Annotated in this window: 15 protein-coding genes and 1 pseudogene; 12 read left to right on the top strand and 4 right to left on the bottom strand. The window is 59.3% G+C overall.

Annotated elements, in window-relative coordinates; genetic code table 11:
* The first annotated feature begins 17 nt into the window (after positions 1–17).
* The 7 genes and pseudogenes from EXR36_03190 to EXR36_03220 all read left to right on the top strand — a co-directional run bounded on the left by EXR36_03190 (position 18) and on the right by EXR36_03220 (position 6,268).
* Positions 18–890 carry a lipo-like protein gene (locus tag EXR36_03190; protein MSQ58660.1) on the top strand — a complete coding sequence of 291 codons (873 nt, stop codon included), beginning with the start codon at positions 18–20 and terminating at the stop codon, positions 888–890.
* Positions 736–1,845: pseudogene (locus tag EXR36_03195) on the top strand (trypsin-like serine protease). Before EXR36_03190 ends, EXR36_03195 begins: the two are co-directional and overlap by 155 nt.
* Before the next feature lie 162 nt (positions 1,846–2,007).
* Positions 2,008–2,430, top strand: a complete 423-nt coding sequence (locus tag EXR36_03200) for a rubrerythrin (protein MSQ58661.1) — start codon at positions 2,008–2,010, stop codon at positions 2,428–2,430.
* Between the two features lie 88 nt (positions 2,431–2,518).
* Positions 2,519–3,847 (top strand): Fe-S oxidoreductase, encoded by a 1,329-nt coding sequence (locus EXR36_03205; protein ID MSQ58662.1) that lies wholly within the window; start codon positions 2,519–2,521, stop codon positions 3,845–3,847.
* A 12-nt stretch (positions 3,848–3,859) separates the two neighbouring features.
* Positions 3,860–4,447, top strand: coding sequence for a DUF3501 family protein (locus tag EXR36_03210; protein ID MSQ58663.1), 588 nt, complete (start codon positions 3,860–3,862; stop codon positions 4,445–4,447).
* A gap of 166 nt (positions 4,448–4,613) precedes the next feature.
* A complete protein-coding gene (locus tag EXR36_03215) occupies positions 4,614–5,732 on the top strand; it encodes a methyltransferase domain-containing protein (GenBank protein MSQ58664.1) in 1,119 nt (372 codons plus the stop codon).
* A complete protein-coding gene (locus tag EXR36_03220) occupies positions 5,729–6,268 on the top strand; it encodes a hypothetical protein (GenBank protein MSQ58665.1) in 540 nt (179 codons plus the stop codon). The genes EXR36_03215 and EXR36_03220 overlap by 4 nt, the downstream gene beginning before the upstream one ends.
* A gap of 2 nt (positions 6,269–6,270) precedes the next feature.
* On the opposite strand, the gene EXR36_03225 is transcribed toward EXR36_03220, so the two are convergent.
* Together EXR36_03225 and EXR36_03230 are read right to left on the bottom strand one after the other, a co-directional pair.
* Positions 6,271–6,690: a biopolymer transporter ExbD gene (locus EXR36_03225; GenBank protein MSQ58666.1), complete on the bottom strand. Its 420-nt coding sequence runs from the start codon at positions 6,688–6,690 to the stop codon at positions 6,271–6,273.
* Complete coding sequence (locus tag EXR36_03230) at positions 6,691–7,299, bottom strand: MotA/TolQ/ExbB proton channel family protein (GenBank protein ID MSQ58667.1); 609 nt, start codon at positions 7,297–7,299, stop codon at positions 6,691–6,693.
* A gap of 474 nt (positions 7,300–7,773) precedes the next feature.
* Between EXR36_03230 and EXR36_03235 the strand changes: the two genes are divergently transcribed.
* Entirely contained in the window at positions 7,774–9,120 is a 1,347-nt protein-coding gene (locus tag EXR36_03235) for an exodeoxyribonuclease VII large subunit (GenBank protein MSQ58668.1), read from the top strand.
* Between the two features lie 79 nt (positions 9,121–9,199).
* Complete coding sequence (locus EXR36_03240) at positions 9,200–9,688, top strand: heme-binding protein (protein ID MSQ58669.1); 489 nt, start codon at positions 9,200–9,202, stop codon at positions 9,686–9,688.
* Positions 9,689–9,721: 33 nt separating this feature from the next.
* Here EXR36_03240 and miaA read toward each other — a convergent pair whose 3' ends face one another.
* A complete protein-coding gene (miaA, locus tag EXR36_03245) occupies positions 9,722–10,663 on the bottom strand; it encodes a tRNA (adenosine(37)-N6)-dimethylallyltransferase MiaA (GenBank protein MSQ58670.1) in 942 nt (313 codons plus the stop codon).
* Between the two features lie 20 nt (positions 10,664–10,683).
* The gene (gene mutL, locus EXR36_03250) at positions 10,684–12,444 is read right to left on the bottom strand and encodes a DNA mismatch repair endonuclease MutL (protein ID MSQ58671.1); all 1,761 of its coding nucleotides are present in this window, start codon (positions 12,442–12,444) and stop codon (positions 10,684–10,686) included.
* A 169-nt stretch (positions 12,445–12,613) separates the two neighbouring features.
* On the opposite strand from mutL, the gene EXR36_03255 reads away from it, so the two are divergent.
* The 3 genes from EXR36_03255 to EXR36_03265 are packed head-to-tail and all read left to right on the top strand — an operon-like array spanning position 12,614 to position 15,500.
* Complete coding sequence (locus EXR36_03255; protein MSQ58672.1) at positions 12,614–13,744, top strand: Re/Si-specific NAD(P)(+) transhydrogenase subunit alpha; 1,131 nt, start codon at positions 12,614–12,616, stop codon at positions 13,742–13,744.
* A gap of 32 nt (positions 13,745–13,776) precedes the next feature.
* The gene (locus tag EXR36_03260; GenBank protein MSQ58673.1) at positions 13,777–14,082 is read left to right on the top strand and encodes an NAD(P) transhydrogenase subunit alpha; all 306 of its coding nucleotides are present in this window, start codon (positions 13,777–13,779) and stop codon (positions 14,080–14,082) included.
* A gap of 38 nt (positions 14,083–14,120) precedes the next feature.
* Positions 14,121–15,500, top strand: coding sequence for an NAD(P)(+) transhydrogenase (Re/Si-specific) subunit beta (locus tag EXR36_03265; GenBank protein MSQ58674.1), 1,380 nt, complete (start codon positions 14,121–14,123; stop codon positions 15,498–15,500).
* Positions 15,501–15,798 lie beyond the last annotated feature (298 nt).

Genomic DNA, 15,798 nt, shown 5'->3' on the forward strand with positions numbered 1-15,798 from the left:
AAAGCGATACTAAGAACATGAGCTGGATACTGCGATCCATGGGACGGCTGCTGGGAAAATACCTCAGCCAACCTGTCAAACAATATAAACCGCTGGCGACGTCGTCGCCCGCGTTGTTAGCCGCTGCGTTGCGCCCAGGCGACGTGCTTCTCGTGGAAGGCAACACCCGCGTTAGCGCGGCCATCAAGTATCTTTCCCAGTCGACCTGGTCGCACGCCGCCATATGTATCGGTGATGTTCTGGTATCTCCCGAGAACGAATCCGATCCACCCATTTTGGTGGAGGCGGACATGCTTGATGGCGTGTGCGCCGTTCCGCTGAGCAAGTACGCCAGTTTTCACACCCGCATATGCCGCCCAGTGGAACTGACGGAGCACGACACAAAGCGCGTCGTGGACTATGTTCTATCTCGTATCGGTCATACCTACGATATGAAGAACATGTTCGACCTTGCCCGCTATTTGTTTCCCGCTCCGCCTTTGCCGCGAAAATGGCGCCGGCGCGCTCTTGCCATGGGTAGCGGCGAGCCAAGCAAGGCCATATGCTCGTCTTTGATCGCGCAGGCCTTCCAGGCCGTGCGTTATCCTATCCTTCCTGACATCAAGCGCCGCAAGACCGATCCGCATGCCGCGGATCACAACAGGGAGATTCTGTACATTCGGCATTACAGTCTTTATATGCCGCGAGATTTCGACATCTCGCCTTATTTTCAGGTCGTAAAACCGACTATCGAGAATGGATTCAACTACAAAGGGCTTACATGGGAAGACACGCCGGGGGCGGAACCTCATAAACCTGCTGGCGAGCCCCCGCAACTGGTGCCTGCCTTCGCTCGTGAAGGGGCCCAAAAGGAATCCTCCGGCTCCGTGGGACTCGAACCCCAAATCTGAGGGGATACTCGGGGCGCGCAGCCCGGGAAGCGCGCTTTCATTGAAGCTTGCCAGGTCTTTTATCTTCCTGCTCTGCCTCGGGGGTTCCGCGCAAGCGGCCATAAGCCACACCGGCGCCGATGGCAAGGCGCCCACCTTGGCACCATTACTCCAAGAAGTTACTCCTGCCGTGGTCAACATCGCGGTGAGTTCCGGCTCTCCCGAAGAAGATAACCCGCTGCTGTAAGATCCCTTCTTTCGCCGCTTCTTTGGGTTGCAGGAGCGGCCGGAACCTCGCATGAGCGCGGGTTCCGGTGTGATCATCGATGCCGCCAAGGGCTATGTGCTCACCAATCATCACGTTATCAAGGGCGCGCGCGAAGTGATGGTGACATTAAAGGACAGGCGGCAGTTTCAAGCGAAGCTCGTTGGGAGCGACGCCGGAACCGACATCGCGCTGTTGAAAATCGAGGGGCAGAACATTGTAGCGTTGCGCTTTGGGGACTCCGATGCCCTGAACGTGGGGGACTACGTGCTCGCCATCGGCAATCCCTTCGGCCTAGGACAAACGGTCACCTCGGAAATCGTCAGCGCCTTGGGCCGTACCGGCTTGAATATCGAAGGCTACGAGGACTTTATTCAGACCGATGCTGCCATCAACTCTGGCAATTCAGGCGGCGCTCTGATCAACCTTAGGGGCGAGCTGATTGGTGTCAATACCGCCATCATCGGCCCGGCCGGAGGCAACGTGGGGATCGGATTCGCCGTGCCGTCCGCCATGGTGAAAGCCGTGATGAACCAGTTGATCCGCTACGGCGAAGTCCGGCGCGGGCGTTTCGGCGTGACGGCCCAGGACGTGACGCCGGAACTGGCAACCGCCATGAACATAAAAACCCTTGAAGGGGCCGTGATGGTGGAGGTCGCCAAGGAGTCCCCGGCGGAGAAGGCGGGGCTCAGGCGTGCGGACACCATTTGACACTGTGACCGAGGCAACCCTATACTCGTTTGATGGTTTAGATCAAGTCTAAGATTGGCTCTAGCATAGAGCCCGGATTGATCGACCGATCGAGCAGCTGATCGTCCCGGAGAGCCCAGGCCCCGGCCGAGTTACTGTGACAACACAACCCAGGAGAAACCCATGAAATCCCTCAAAGGAACCAAGACCGAAGGCAATTTGAAGGCGGCCTTCGCCGGCGAATCCCAAGCTAACCGCCGTTACCTATACTTCGCGAACAAGGCCGACGTGGAAGGCCAAAACGACGTGGCGGCGGTGTTCCGTTCCACCGCCGAGGGCGAGACAGGTCACGCCTTTGGCCATCTGGAGTATTTGGAGTCCGTGGGCGACCCCGCCACCGGGCTTGCCATTGGCCCCACACGTGACAACCTCAAAGCCTCCATCGCGGGCGAAACCCACGAGTACACCGACATGTACCCCGGAATGGCCAAGGCTGCACGCGACGAAGGATTTGAAGAGGTGGCCGACTGGTTCCAGACCTTGGCGAAGGCCGAGCGCTCCCACGCGAACCGCTTCCAAAAGGCCTTGGATACGCTGGCCGATTAATTCATCGCAGTCCCAAGGGGCGAGATGTGCGGGGCCACCCCCCAAACTCTTGCCCTTTTTCATTGAATTCACTCCCGCACCGAACCCCATGACTACCCGTGAAGGCAGCCTCGAAGCGCCCACCCGCCATGCCATCGAATGGAAGAGCGCGGATTACTACGACGAGGGAAAACTCAACCACGAACTCGAACGCGTGTTCGACATATGCCATGGATGCCGGCGCTGCGTGAGCCTTTGCAACGCCTTTCCTACCCTGTTCGATTTGGTGGACGAGAGCAAGAGCGGCGAGCCGGACAGCGTGGACAAGAAAGATTTCGCGAAGGTGGTGGACCAGTGCTACCTGTGCGACATGTGCTACATGACCAAGTGTCCATACGTGCCTCCGCATCCTTGGAATCTCGATTTCCCGCATTCGATGCTGCGTGCGAAGGCGGTGAAATTCAAGAAGGTAGGGGCGAGTTTTCGAGACAAGTTGCTATCGGACACGGATGCGCTAGGAAAGCTCGCCACGATTCCCGTGGTCGTGCAATCCGTAAACGCCGCCAATAAGAGCGCGCCCGTACGCAAGCTGATGCAAGGCGCACTGGGCATTCACAAGGACCGCGTGCTTCCCGAATACGCGGCGTCGAAGTTTCGCGGCACTGCCCGGCCCCGGGACGATTTTCCGGTGAAGCCGGGAGCGAACACGCCAGGGAAGGTGGCGGTCTATTCGACTTGTTACGTGAACTATAACGAACCCGGCATAGGGCAGGATTTATTGCGCGTGCTCGAACACAACGAGATTCCCAGCATTCTGGTGGAAAAGGAAGCGTGTTGCGGGATGCCCAAACTCGAATTGGGCGATTTGGACGCGGTGGAAAAGTTGAAGCGCTCCAACATCCCCGTACTGGCGCGGCTGGCGCGCGAGGGCTACGCGATTGTCGCGCCCATCCCCTCATGTTCTCTGATGTTCAAGCAGGAAATCCCCTTGCTGTTCCCGGACGATCAGGACGCGAAACTGGTGTCCGATGCCATGTTCGATCCATTCGAATACTTAGCACTTCGTCATCGCGATGGCCTGTTGAAGACGGATTTCAAGAATACGCTGGGCAAAGTGTCCTACCATGTTCCTTGCCATTTGCGTGTACAGAACATGGGGTTGCGCACCCAAGAGGTGCTTAAGCTCGTACCGGGTACGCAACTCAATACCGTGGAAAGGTGCTCGGGTCATGATGGCACTTGGGGCGTCAAGCGCGAATTTTTCGAGCAATCCATGAAGATTGGCCGGCCCGTGTTCCGGCAGATGGCCGCCACCGAGCCCCAATACATAAGCTCCGATTGTCCCATCGCCGGGCGCCATATCCAGCAGGGGATGGGCGAATCCGGCGCGCGCAGGGAACATCCCCTTTCCTTGCTTCGTATCGCTTACGGACTTTGAAGATTGACGCCAATGCCTAGTATTTCCCGAGATAGTCTACTCACCCTGGAGTCGTACGCGAGGACCCGGAAGGAATTTCGCGCCAAGGTTCTAAACCACAAGAAGCTTCGTACCGTGCATCTGGGCGAGCACGTGACTTTGGTATTCGAGGACGAACTGACCGTTCGCTACCAGATTCAAGAGATGCTGCGCGTGGAGAAGATATTCGAGGAGGAAGGCATCCAGAGTGAACTCGGTGCTTATAACCCGCTCATCCCGGATGGCGGCAATTGGAAAGCCACCATGATGATCGAGTATCCCGATCCCGATGAGCGCCAGCGCCAATTACAGCGGTTAAAAGGCATCGAGGACCGGGTATGGGTTGAGGCTCGGGGCGCGGGGCGGATCTACGCCATCGCCGACGAAGACATGGAAAGAGCGAACGACACCAAGACCTCGGCCGTGCATTTTCTACGGTTCGAACTGGATCCAGCCACGAAGAACTCCTTGCGCGCGGGGGGGGCGCTGTCCATGGGCCTGGACCATGCGAACTACCGGTGCATCCTGAACCCGGTCCCGCCAGGTATCCAAGATTCCCTGCTTGAGGATATCGAGTTTTGAGGAAAGGGATGGCGTAAAGCGCTCGAATCGCTAGAATAGTACTCCCAGGGTACAGCGGCTACGTGGCGTGTTTCTCCTTCCATCAGAGGACCGGCTTGTCGGGCTCGTAGAGTCTCGCATCAGGGCACTTCCCGTGCCCATCAATTTGCGCCTATGGAGCGGGCGCATGGTGAATGCCGCAACGGCGGCGCCTATCACGGTGACCGTCCGCTCCCCTAAGGCATTGCTCAGTCTTTCCAATCCCAGTTTGGGCCGGTTGGCCAAAGCCTACGTCGAAGGGCAAATCGACCTGGACGGGGATTTTCGCGATGTGTTAAGTATCGGCGAGGCTTTCATTTCCCAGGGCCGCCAAATTTACCGCGGGAAAGCGCGTTCCTGGAAATGGTGGCGGCACACGCATAAGAAAGACCGCGAAAATATTCAACGCCACTACGATGTCGGCAACGATTTTTATGCCCTGTGGCTGGACGCGAACCTGGTCTATTCCTGCGCCTACTTCAAGGATCCCGATGACTCCCTGGACCGCGCGCAGGAGCAAAAGCTCGATCATATTTGCCGCAAACTCCTGCTTAGGCCCGGCGAGCGTTTCCTCGATATTGGTTGCGGTTGGGGAGGGCTGATCCTTTGGGCCGCCAGTCATTACGGCGTGAAGGCCCTCGGCATCACCTTGAGCCAGGGCCAGTTCGATCATGTGCGTGAGCGAATAAACTCCATGGGCTTGGCGGATCAATGCGAAGTACGCCTGCTCGATTACCGCGATGTCCCCGAGGACCGTCCCTATGACAAGATCGCGAGCGTGGGAATGTTTGAACATGTGGGACTGCGTAATCTCCCCGGTTACTTTGGGAAGATCAACCGCCTGCTCAAGCCCGGCGGGTTGGTGATGAATCATGGCATCACGACCAATTCCCTGGATGATGCCGAACTCGGTAGCGGAATTGGCGAATTCGTGGACCGCTACGTGTTCCACGGCGGGGAGCTTCCGCACCTGGGTACGGTGGTGCGGGAGATGTCTGGCCATGGCCTGGAGCTATGGGATGCGGAGAGCCTGCGACCGCACTATGCCAAGACCCTTTGGCATTGGGTAGACCGGTTGCATGCCCAGCGGGATAAAGCTCGCGGATTGGTGGGCGAGAAAACTTTGCGCGTTTGGTTGATTTACATGGCGGGTTCCGCGCACGCGTTCGCACGTGGCTGGATATCCATCTACCAATTGCTTGGCGTGAAACCGGCGGACAACGGCACGGTGATTTGCCCGCTGACCAGATCGCACTTGTACCAGTGAGGCCCCCGCTTTTTTTTAACGCCACGCACTATTTATTATGCGCGCTGCTGTGTTGCGCGTTGCCAGCGCGCGCCGGCGTTCTATCGGCGCTTAAGACCGAGCCAGAGGAAAAGTGGGTGGAGGATATGGTGAACGAGTTACCACCCTACCCCACGCCCTCGTCGTTATTGCCGTTTGTCGTTCAGAGGTCATCCAAATATAGCTACCGGTCGGACCAGCGTTCGCTTTCCATTGGGAAGGACGGTGTCGTCCGGTTTGTCCTTGCGATAGAAGGAAGCGGGGCGGGACCGCAAGTTAGCTATGCCGGCATTCATTGCCAGACCAAGCAGTGGAAAACCTACGCCATCGGAACCGGCGCGAATGCCTGGCGGCGCTTGAGTAAGCCAGCTTGGGAAGCCATCGAAAAGAAGTCCCTGGAGAATTACCGCGAAGAAATGTATGAAACTTACTTCTGCTCGGGAGGCGCCCCGCGGGGAGATGAGAAAGTCCTTCTAAGTAATTTGCGCCAGCCCCCGAGCAAGAAAGTGTACCGCTGACCTTAACGCGGCTGTTTTTGCGTCGTGAACGTAATCTTTCCAAAGCCGGTCAGGCGGGCGGCCTCCATCACGTTAATGACTGACTGATGGGTGGTCGTTGCATCGGCATTGATGATGATCGTCGGATCGGGGTTGCCCTTCGCCGCGCGTTTGAGTTCCGCTCCAATGACCGAGGGGTCCGTCGCCGTGAGTGCTACCCGCTCGATCACGTATTTGCCTTGGGCCGTGATGGCAACGGTGATCTGCTTGGGCCGGTCGGCAGGCGCATTAGCGTCCGCCGTGGGCAAGGTGATCTGCAATTCGGCATAACGGGAATAGGTGGTCGTCACCACGAGGAAGATGACGATGACCAATAGCACGTCGATCATCGGTACCAAATTCATCTCGGGTTCTTCGCGGTGGGCACCGCGCCGGAAATTCATCTATTGCTCGCGCTGGCCGTGCACGATCTCGACCAGCTTTAGCGCTTGCATTTCCATCTCCACGACGAGCCCATCGACGTGGGCGCGGTAATGACGGTAGAAGATCATGCTGGGAATCGCCACGATGAGGCCGAAGGCCGTGTTGTACAAGGCCACGGAAATACCGTGCGCCAACTGGGTTGGATTATTTCCGACCGCGGTTTGAGAAGCAAAAATCTCTATCATTCCGACAACTGTTCCGAATAATCCCATGATCGGCGCCAGGGAGGCGATGGTGCCGATGGTGGTCAGAAAACGCTCCAATTCATGCATGGCGATTCTTCCCGCTTCCTCGATGGATTCCTTCATGACTTCGCGCGAGCTTTTCGCATTGCGCAGTCCCACCGCGAAGATGCGCGCCAGTAACGACCCTTGCGCCAAACGATCGAGCAAGTCCTGCGTGATTCCCTTGGACTTCACTTCCTGGACAGTCTTCGGCAGCAGCGTGCGAGGCACGACACGATCGCGGCGCAGGGCCCAACCCCGTTCGACGATGATGCCCAAGGCGACGATGGAAGCAAATATCAAGGGCCAGATGGGCCAGCCGGCGGCTTCTACAATCGCGATCACTAGACGTACTCCTCAATATCGGCAAGGGGGGCGGATTGTAACTTCCATCCTGGCCTGGGCAAGCAATATGCCAACGGAATTATAACGGCCGCCGCGAAAATATCTTGACTTTCCAGGCATCCACATCCGCTGTGGACAACTATGTGGGCAGTTTGTATAGAAAGCTACTAAGTGGATTGCACGTAAGCGGTTTTTCCATCTTGATTAAATTTTATGCAAAGCGAATATGAAGCGAATTCATGGCTTTGCCTGCCATAACTCAGAGTGGCGCCGGTCTCCGGCAACACCAGCGCGAAACCTGCGCCAGTTGTGGATTTCCAACGAGGCCACGGCCGCATCGAGCAGGCAAAAGGCACTCTGGGGGGTGTAGCCCGCGAGCCTTTATGTGCGCGCATGCCAGCTTGTGCGAGTCGAAGGCGTGCGGCGCTCAAATCGAACTTTTTGGCGCTCGCGCGTCGTTGGTAAGATACAGCCATGAGCACGGACACGGAATCCATCCCTTCTCTTTTTAGCGAGCCCATCAGCGTGAGCGCCCTCAATGCGATGGCGCGAGGGTTGTTGGAAGCGCACCTGCCCATGCTGTGGATATCTGGAGAGATCTCGAATTTCACGCGCGCCAGTTCCGGGCATTGCTACTTCGTGCTCAAGGATGCCGGTGCCCAAGTACGCTGCACGCTGTTTCGGCACCGCTCGCAGTATCTGGACATGGCCATCAAGAATGGCGATCACGCCGATGTACGGGCGCTGCCGACACTCTATGAGGCCCGCGGAGAGTTCCAGCTAAATGTGGAATACATTCGGCCTCGCGGCGTGGGCCGGCTCTTCGAGACTTTCGAGCGGCTTAAGGCGAAGCTGGCGGCGCAGGGGCTGTTCGCGCCCGAACACAAGAAGCCTCTGCCAGCGTTTGCGCGCAAAATTGGAGTGGTCACGTCGCCAGCCGGCGCGGCCCTGCGCGATGTGCTGACAACCTTGCGCCGGCGCATGCCCGGCGCGGGCATCATCATCTACCCGACTTTGGTGCAAGGGGAGGGCGCGGCTAGAAATATCGCCGCGGCAATCCAGAGCGCCGCCGCGCGCGCGGAGTGCGATGTGCTTATTGTGTGCAGGGGCGGGGGCAGCATCGAAGATCTTTGGGCTTTCAACGAGGAGATCGTGGCGCACGCAATCTTTCAGTGCCCGATTCCAGTGATCGCTGGAATTGGGCACGAAACGGACTTCACCATCGCGGACTTCGTTGCCGATATGCGCGCACCCACGCCCACGGCGGCAGCCGAGCTGGCGAGCCCGGACCGCCTGGATTGGCTGCGCCGGTTGGACGGATTGCGTCTCGCCCTGCGCCGGGGATTTACCCGGCGGGCCGAGGACGCCGCGCAGCGCGCCGATTTTCTTGGGCGGCGCCTAGTACACCCGGAGGAAAAGTTGCGGGGCCAGGCGCGCACCGTTGGCCTTCTGCAAGACCGTTTGGCGTTGGCCTTAGAGCGGAATATGGAGCGTGCCCGCTGGCGTGTTTCGGCGGACGTGCGTCGCTGGCATGGGGCACGGCCGCAATTCAAGGAGATGTTATTCCGGATCGAGCGCGGTGCCGCGCGCATCCGCGCCCAGGGGGAAAGCCGACTTCTCGCGTTACGCGCCACCACGACGCTTCTGGGCCGCCAATTGGAGAGCCTTGGCCCTCAGCGCGTGTTGGAGCGCGGGTACAGCATTGTGTGGGATCCAAGCGGTGTCCCGGTGCTGTCCTCCGCTCAGGTCAGCGCGGGTACGGCGCTCTCGATACAGTTTGCCCAGGGTAGAGCAACGGCCATGGTGTCGGAGAAGGAATAGGCACCTATACTTGCGCATGCCGCGACAAAGCATCTCGCGCGAGCACCTTAGCAGCCCCACCGACTACCTAGGAGGAGATATGCGTTTCGCGAACAAACTGAAGTGGGTCTTGGCATCCCTGTGTTTTGCCGCATCCGTTCAAGCCCAATCCATCAGCTCGGACTTGGGCGACAAGAAATCCCTGAGCTTGGCCGCCGCGAAGAAAATCGCCGCGGCCGCCGAGGCCGAGGCGCTCAAGAACAAATGGAACGTGGTGATTGCCGTGGTGGACGATGGCGGTCATCTCGTTTACTTGCAGCGCATGGATGGTACGCAGACCGGAAGCATCGAGGTGGCCATCAAGAAGGCTCGGACCGCGCAGGCTTTCAAGCGGGCCACCAAGGTATTCGAGGACGCCGTGGCGGGAGGGCGGACGGTGATCCTGGCGCTTGACGGCGCCCTGCCGATCGAGGGCGGACTGCCACTTAGCGCAAGCGGCCAGGTAATCGGGGGCATCGGCGTCAGTGGTGTCACGGCGCCGCAAGACGGTATGGTCGCCAAGGCAGGCGCGGACTTGCTGGCTCAGTAAATCAAGTGAGCGCGTTGGCGGGTTTGATACCCGTCAACGCAGAAATGCTTCGACGTGACGCAACGCCTGCTGAGTCAGTTCTGAGTGAAACGGGTCCAGCGCAATCGCATCGGGAATCGAACGTAACCAAGTCATTTGCCGCTTGGCGAGTTGCCGGGTGGCGGCGGTGCCTTTTTCGCGAAAGTTTTCCACCGGCGTATTCCCTTCCAAGTGTTCCCACGCTTGCCGGTAACCCACGCAGCGCATGGAGTTGTGGTTCTCGTGCAGCGCAAAGCGTTGCCGTAGTGCCCTTACTTCTTCGGCGAGTCCCTGGGCCAGCATGATGTCAAAGCGGCGCGCAATGCGCTCGTGCAGGCGGGCTCGATCCTGGGGCATCAACGCCAGGGTTAAAAGCCGGTGGCTGTCAAACTCCGGCCGCCCTCCCGAGGTCAAGGCGGATAGAGGGTGCCCAGTGAGTTGGAAAATTTCCAGCGCGCGCTGAATTCTCTGAGCGTCATTCGCGTTGATACGAGCCGCCGCCGCCGGGTCCACCACGGCTAATTGCGCGTGCAGCGCGGGCCAGCCTTGCGTGCGTGCGCTCTCGCCTAGTAGTTGCCGAATCTCCGGGTTGGCGGTGGGGAGATCGTTGAGCCCTTGCCGTAGGGCGTGAAAGTAGAGCATGGTGCCACCGGCGAGAAGCGGAATGTTCCCGCGCCTGGTAATGGCTTGCATCAATCCCAAGGCGTCCGCGCGGAATTGCCCTGCGGAATAAGTTTCCGTGGGATCTCGTATGTCTATGAGATGGTGTGGAACGCGTGCCTGCATCCATGGTTCCGGTTTGGCCGTGCCTATGTCCATGAAACAGTAAATTTGAGCGGAGTCCACGCTCACGATTTCCACGGCGAACCGCTCGGCGATCCGCATCGCCAAATCGGTTTTGCCGCTGGCCGTGGGACCCATTAGAAGAATCGCGGCGGGAAGCCGTTCCGGGCCCATGAAATGAAGGCCAACCGCCCCTAGCGGCCGCGAAGAAACAGACGGTCCAGCTCCGTCATGGAAATTTGCGTCCAAGTCGGGCGGCCGTGATTGCATTGCCCGGAGCGCTCCGTTTTCTCCATTTCGCGCAGCAATGCGTTGATCTCCTGCAAGGTCAGCGCGCGATTGGCGCGCACGGCACCGTGACAGGCCATGGTGGCTAGCAATTGGTCGCGCTGGGCATGCAGCACTTGGGTGGCGCCAAACTCCGCGATGTCCCTTAATACGGCGCGCGCGAGTTCCACGGGGTCCGCCGCTCTCAGCAATGCGGGAACGGAGCGCACCGCGAGGCTGTTGGGCCCCAGCACCGCGGTTTCGAATCCCAGATCCAGGAGCAAATCCGCATGCTCCTCCACCACGCCGTGCTCGGCCGGGGTGGACAAGAATGTCACGGGTATTAGTAGCCGTTGTGTAGGCATCGCACGCTGGTCCAACGCGGTCTTCAGCTTTTCATAGACGATGCGCTCGTGGGCCGCGTGCATGTCCACGATCACCACCCCTTGGGAATTTTGCGCCAGCACATAGACCCCGCGCAGTTGGCCGATGGCGAATCCTAGGGGCGCCTCGCTGCCGGCTTCCAATACGGCGCTCTTGGACTCCTCGAAAAGTTTCTCGTAAAAGCCGCTGGCATTCGTGGCGGCGCCTAATCCCAAGGATGGTTGCGCCGCGGGCATGGCGCTGATTCTGTCGAAATACGCTGGCGGGATGGGCTCGGACATGTTCTGCACCGTTACTGGTGCGGCAGTCCCGGCTTTGGTTTGCGCCAAGGTTCTGGCTAGGACGCGCGTGACGAACTGGTGAATGGCCTGCGAATCGCGAAAACGCACCTCGCTTTTACTGGGATGCACGTTCACATCCACCTTGTGGGGGTCGGTGTTCAGAAATAAAACGTAGGAGGGGTGGCGCTCGTGATGCAGCACGTCGCGGTAGGCTTCCTTCACGGCATGGGCGATGACGCGGTCTCGCACGAAGCGCCCGTTGACGAAGAGGTATTGGTGATCGCGATCCCCGCGGCTGGCGGCCGGTGAGCCGATGGCGCCTTCCAAGCGAAATCCTGTTACCTCCTCCTCGACGGGCAGGCACGCGCGGCAGAATTCCGCGCCGAGAATAGCTTCAATTCGCTCTTGCAAGGAGTGCGCTGGTAGGCGGCGCTGCGGACGCCCGTTATGCTGGAGGCGAAATTCGACGCGGGGGTGGGAGAGCGCGATGCGCTTGAACGCTTCATCGCAATGGGCGTATTCCGTGGCTTCGCTGCGCAGAAATTTTCGGCGTGCCGGGGTGTTGTGATAGAGGTCGCGGGCTTCCACGCGAGTCCCGGCGGTGAGGGACACCGGCACCAAATCGCCGAGGATGCCGTTGGAGGCATCCACTTGCCAGCCGTGATCCGCATGCGCTCGCCGGGAACTCAAAGTCATGTCGGAGATGGCGGCGATGCTGGCAAGCGCTTCGCCGCGAAAACCCAGACTGCCCACCTGTTCAAGATCCTCCAAGGTGGCGATCTTGCTCGTGGCGTGGCGTGCCAATGCCAGGGGCAAGTCTTCGCGCTCAATGCCTTGGCCGTCGTCGGACACGCGAATCAAGCGCACGCCGCCCGCCGCCAGCTCCACGCCGATGGAGGCCGCGGCCGCATCGATACTGTTTTCGAGAAGCTCCTTCAATGCCGAGGCGGGCCGCTCCACGACCTCGCCCGCGGCGATTTGATTGATGAGCAGATCCGGTAGCGGGCGAATGGGTGGGTGCATGGGCATCGCGAAAAATTATAGCTGCTGTCTGCCCGAGAAAATTTATTTTCGCGCCAGCGCACCGGTGCCGGCCTGCTAAGCACGCGGATTCTCAACTATAATCCGCCGCCTTTTGCCTCCGTCGCGCAGGTGCGGCGAAGGCGTGCCGAGTAGTCAGGGAGAGATAAAGATGCAGATCGGAATCCCGGCCGAGATACGCGCCGGCGAAACGCGTGTGGCCGCGACCCCGGAGACGGTGAAGAAACTCGCCGCCACCGGGAAACACAAGCTCGTTATTCAGGCAGGTGCCGGCGAGCGCGCCTCGTACACCGATTCCGAGTACACCGCCGCAGGCGCCACCTTGGCGGGCAGCGCCGCGGAGGTGTATTCGCAATCCGCCATCGTGCTCAAGGTGCGAGCGCCGCAGACCGCGGAATTGGAGCAATTCAAACGCGGAACCATCCTGGCCGGCTTGCTTAATCCCTTTGATGCGCAAGGTGTGCAGGCCATGGCACAAGCCGGATTGGCGGCATTTGCCATGGAATGGCTTCCGCGTATCACGCGGGCGCAGGCCATGGACGTATTGTCGTCGCAAGCCAATATCGCTGGCTACAAGGCGGTGATGATCGCGGCCAACGAGTACCAGCGCTTCATGCCCATGCTCATGACCGCGGCCGGAACGGTGAAGGCAGCCCGTGTGATGGTCCTGGGAGCGGGTGTGGCTGGATTACAGGCCATCGCCACGGCAAAACGCCTGGGGGCGGTAATCGAAGCTTCCGATGTGCGCCCAGCCGTGAAGGAACAAGTGGAAAGCCTCGGCGCCAAATTCTTGAATGTGCCTTTCGTCACGGACGAGGAGCGCGAAATTGCGCAAGGAGTGGGTGGCTACGCCCGCCCCATGCCGGCCGATTGGATGCGCCGCCAAGGCGAGTTGGTGCATGAACGCGCCAAGCAGGCGGACATCATCGTTACGACGGCCTTGATTCCGGGCCGTCCCGCTCCGGTCCTGCTGAAAGAAGACACCGTCAAGGCGATGAAGCCTGGCTCGGTCATCGTCGATATGGCGGTGGAGCAAGGCGGCAATTGCCCGCTCACGGAGCGCGACCGGATCGTCATGAAGCATGGCGTGAAACTCGTGGGCATCACGAACTTGCCGGCGTTGGTGGCGGCCGATGCGAGCGCCTTGTACGCTCGCAATCTCCTCAATTTCATCAACCTCCTTGTGGATCCCAAGGGCGAACTCAATATGGACCGGCAAGATGAAATCATCGCGGGTAGCTTGATTTGCATCGATGGCGAAACCGTCAAGCGTGCCCCTTGAAACGTACCTATTGGCTTGTTAAAGGAAAACCGATGCTCGATCCCACCATCGTCAATCTCACGGTGTTCGTGCTGGCCATATTCGTGGGTTACCACGTTGTCTGGAACGTCACACCGGCATTGCATACGCCTCTCATGTCGGTCACCAATGCCATATCCGGCATCATCATTGTAGGCGCCATGTTGGCGGCGGGCCCGAAAGACACTGACTTCGCCGCCATCCTGGGCTTCGTGGCGGTGGTGCTCGCTTCCATCAATGTATTCGGCGGATTCCTGGTGACGCAACGCATGCTGGAGATGTTCAAGAAGAAAGAACCCGCGGGCACCAAGAAAGGCTAGCGATCAACCCCCTGTCCAACTAGAACCGATTCTTATCCATGAGCGCAAACAGCGCCGCTCTTTTCTACCTCGTTGCCTCCGTATTGTTTATCCTGGCGCTGAAGGGTTTGTCGGGACCACAGACCGCACGGCGCGGCAACGCCTTTGGCATGACCGGAATGTTGCTGGCGGTGGTGACGACCTTCATCATCACGCAAAACCTCACACTCATCGTGCTGGGTATCGCCGTGGGCGGCACTATCGGCACCGTGGTCGCGAGACGCGTGCAGATGACGCAGATGCCCGAGTTGGTCGCCGCCATGCACTCCCTGGTGGGGCTTGCGGCGGTACTCATCGCTATCGCGGCGGTGCATAACCCCGCCGCTTTCGGACTGGCTGTCCCCTTGCCCATGGGCAACCGCCTGGAGTTGTTCATCGGGACTTTCGTGGGCGCGATCACCTTTTCCGGGTCCGTGGTGGCCTTCGGGAAACTCTCGGGGAAAATCTCCGGCGCGCCCATCACCTACAAGGGCCAGCACCTATTCAATTTGCTGCTGGCCCTGGTGATGATCGGTGCCGGTGTGGCATTCTTCCTGGGGGCGAGGGAGGCTCAGTGGACGCCCTTCATCGTGATGACCGTGATCGCCTTCGTGTTGGGCGTGCTCATCATCATTCCCATCGGCGGCGCGGATATGCCGGTGGTGATCTCCATGCTGAACTCCTATTCCGGCTGGGCGGCGGCCGGAATAGGATTCTCGCTTAACAACACCATGCTGATCATTTCGGGTTCGTTGGTGGGATCCTCGGGCGCCATTCTTTCCTACGTGATGTGCAAGGCCATGAACCGCTCGTTTTTCAGCGTCATACTGGGCGGCTTCGGTGCGGCGGAAAGTGCCGGCGCTCAGGGTGCCGGCCAAAAGAATGTGCGTTCCGGTAGCTCCGAGGACGCGGCCTTTCTGCTCTCCAATGCCGAATCGGTCATGATCGTCCCCGGTTACGGACTGGCGGTGGCGCGGGCGCAGCACGCGGTGAAGGAAATGGCGCAGAAACTCACCGAGAAGGGCGTTCAAGTGCGCTACGCCATCCATCCCGTGGCGGGGCGTATGCCGGGTCACATGAACGTGCTTCTAGCGGAAGCCGAGGTTCCCTACGATCAAGTGCATGAGATGGAAGACATCAACAGCGAGTTCGGTACCACCGACGTGGTGTTGGTGCTGGGTGCCAATGACGTCGTCAATCCCCTGGCGCACGAAAAGGGCAGTCCCATCTATGGCATGCCCATATTGGAAGCGCATAAGGCCAGGACCGTCCTGGTCAACAAACGAAGCATGGCGGCGGGTTACGCAGGCTTGGATAATCCTTTGTTCTACCTGGACAAAACCATGATGGTCTTCGGTGACGCCAAGAAAGTCGTGGAGGATATCGTCAAGGCTATTTAGTCCGGTCGCGCGCCATTCCACCGGAATGGCGTGTTTTTCGCACTCTCGCGAGCGGCGCCGGGCGTGAGTGGCCTCTTTCTGAACGCGCCGCGTACCCGTGTCTTGATCCGTAGCGCCCCTCCGTGGCGCGTTCCGTCTCCCGCCTTAAGGGCACCTCTAATAATCACTTTTCTACGACGGATCTCTTACCGCGTTAGCGAAATGAGTTTCATTCTCGGCCAGGTGACCTTCAGTCGGGTTATTTCTCGCCTTTCAAGGCGTTTTGCGAGCCTCTTCACTGGCTTTGTATCAAACTTAC

The sequence above is a fragment of the Betaproteobacteria bacterium genome (assembly GCA_009693245.1).
Taxonomy (GTDB): domain Bacteria; phylum Pseudomonadota; class Gammaproteobacteria; order Burkholderiales; family SHXO01; genus SHXO01.